Origin of the sequence: Wolbachia endosymbiont of Pentalonia nigronervosa (assembly GCF_014534705.1) — a bacterium.
In the GTDB taxonomy this organism is placed as follows: Bacteria; Pseudomonadota; Alphaproteobacteria; order Rickettsiales; family Anaplasmataceae; genus Wolbachia.
Genome location: NZ_JACVWV010000120.1, coordinates 1 through 2,449 on the forward strand (window position 1 = coordinate 1; position 2,449 = coordinate 2,449).

Sequence of the window (2,449 nt, forward strand, 5' to 3'; positions counted from 1 at the left end):
TAGAGTTTTAAAAGTACATTTGAAAGCCATGGTTCTCCTCTAATTTGCCCAGGTCTCAGCGGTTTATAGATATGAAGTACATCACTTGCTGGTACTCTAACAGATTCTCCAAATGATCCTTCTCCTGGATGCTCTCTGAATAGGTAATATGCTTCTTTTTGCCCAAGTCGGTTAAATTCAATACCACTACGAATAATATTGCCATTTGCAAGTGTTTGATTGCTCTTATTATCTAAATGCTCTGATTCCAGTACTTGTAGCTGCAATGGTACAGAAAATCCATCTTCAGGTTTACGATTCCTCAACCGTACAAAACACTCTCCACCTTCAATCATACTCCTACATACAAGGGATTGCAGTCCATAAAAATCACTTGCTCCACAGCTATCTGCTTCATCTGTCCACTTGAGCCACAATTCTTGAACTTTTTTTCTAAACTCTGGATCTTTTGCTTTTGATTGCGGCTTGATTCCCGTGCCAACACAATTTGCAACTATAGTGTCGATTATATTTGCTGCATATGGATTTTTTCTTACCATGTCACGAGAGCGACTGCGTAAGGTTTCAATGCTATGAGCAAGTAAACTATTTATTCCACTCCTTTCTGGCTGCCAGCACATTACCCTTCTTCCTGAACCTGATGCATCCCATGCTGAACTTTTAATCTTTGGTTTTTTGAATAGTTGTTTGAATGATTTTAAGAGCATTTTGCCTCTTATATGCAATAAATATTGGAATTTAATCGTACTTATTTTTTGTAGATGCTATCTCTGTGTCCTACTTCTGTGATAGTTACTGTATGTTTTTGTTTATCTATTTTGTAAATTATTCTATAACTGCCCACCCTTAGTCTTTTGCTTCCTACTAATCTACCACTTAATGGTTTACCAAGATTAATAGGATCAATTGTAAGCCGCTCGTCTATAGCTCTTCTAATTCTTGATCTTATTGTTGGTGGTAAAGTAAAGAAATCCCTCTCAAGAACCTTTTCTGAATAGATAATATTATATTTCACTCATCTTTAATTGTCTTTGCAGATAATATTTTATCCCAGTCAATATCCTCATTTCTGACCGTCTTTGCCTCTGGCATATCACGCTCTTTTATAATTTCAGCCATCTCCTTCTCTGCCTCAAATTCTTCTTTCACAAGACACACTAAAACTTCTGGTATAGTTTTATTCCATGCTTGTGCAACCTCTGTAAGATACTGAGCAAATTCACCCTCGAAACTTACATTAATATTGAGTTTTTTCTGAACTTGAGCCATACTAATTAACCAAGAATACTAACTATAGAATATAACATTTTTATATAATTTTGTCAATCCCTTTACTCGTCGAAAACACTATCTTTCGTTTAGGTTTTTGACCTGCTGCTTTCAATTCAGCTTTAATCCTTTGCCTCAAACTCAGTAGATCATTTATTTGCACCTCTGCATACCTCACCACATGATCACCGTAAGCAATTGATACCACCCTTCTGCCGTTTTGCAGTTCCTGAATTGCTCGTTCAACTTGTGCTAAAAATTCTTCGGTGTACATTTTTTTACTCGCCCATCCATTTGCTTTTTCTCACCTTTGCTGACTTCTTACCTTCAGCTTTATTGCATAAACTACTCCACTTATCATCTTGCCAGCGGTCGATACCTAAAGCTATAGAAGCTGCTCTGGCGTAAATTCGGCAATCAAGTGCTTCATTACGGTCTCTTATCTTCTGCCACTCCTGCTTGGTTCACTACTTTGGTAATTAATTGTTCTGCTGTCAGTTGTTTGAAATACTCAGGTGCATACTCTGGAAAATGGCAATACCCTGCTGGAACTTTTTCACCGTCTCGTAACACATTTAGCAACTGAAATAACTCGGACTTTAAAATTGACACCCCAACTGGCCAGAGTTTCATGCCTCTGTAGAGCTTTTTACCTGCCACTAACTCTACTTGGGCTATTAAGTGGTACTAGGGCTTTGTTCACTCCCTTTACTGCCATTACTTTACCAGAGCTCTGCTGGCTTCTCACCCAATTGTATACTTCCTGCGTTGCGTATCCTGCATCTACTGCCATCATGCTAATTGTATATTCAAGACCACCTGAACCAAGAAAATGATGATTCAGTAACTCTGAAAGTTTGTTCCATACAAATTCTTTTCCAGGGTCTCCTTCAAATACCTGATAATCTATTGACCAGCTTTCACGATTTCTTCCCCAAGCTACAACCTCTACTTCTATTCTGTCTTTCTGAACATCAACACCTGCAGTAAGGACTACTTCTCCTTTTGGTACTGTGCCAATAGTATAGGATTCCCTGCGTTCAAATAAATGACGCCAGTCTGGTACTTCTCCTTTATCAACCCAGGTCTCTCCAAGCGTAGTATTAATCCAAACCTTCAGTAATTGCTCATTTTCTTTTGCGTGCTGAAAATCCTCCACTGCTTGACTCCAACTATACCA

General features: G+C 38.4%; 4 protein-coding genes and 1 pseudogene. All 5 read right to left on the minus strand.

Annotation, left to right across the window (positions count from 1 at the left end; all coding sequences use genetic code 11):
* Nucleotides 1–707, minus strand: a 707-nt coding sequence (locus IC220_RS07035) for a phage portal protein (protein ID WP_188153733.1), incomplete at its 3' end; no start/stop codon positions are given.
* 41 nt (nucleotides 708–748) lie between these two features.
* Complete coding sequence (locus IC220_RS07040; protein ID WP_188153734.1) at nucleotides 749–1,015, minus strand: type II toxin-antitoxin system RelE family toxin; 267 nt, start codon at nucleotides 1,013–1,015, stop codon at nucleotides 749–751.
* Entirely contained in the window at nucleotides 1,012–1,269 is a 258-nt protein-coding gene (locus tag IC220_RS07045) for a hypothetical protein (RefSeq protein ID WP_188153735.1), read from the minus strand. The genes IC220_RS07040 and IC220_RS07045 overlap by 4 nt, the downstream gene beginning before the upstream one ends.
* 40 nt (nucleotides 1,270–1,309) lie before the next feature.
* Nucleotides 1,310–1,543, minus strand: a complete 234-nt coding sequence (locus IC220_RS07050; protein WP_188153626.1) for a gpW family head-tail joining protein — start codon at nucleotides 1,541–1,543, stop codon at nucleotides 1,310–1,312.
* Between the two features lie 4 nt (nucleotides 1,544–1,547).
* Nucleotides 1,548–2,449 (minus strand): annotated as a pseudogene (locus IC220_RS07055) (terminase gpA endonuclease subunit); the annotation flags it as partial.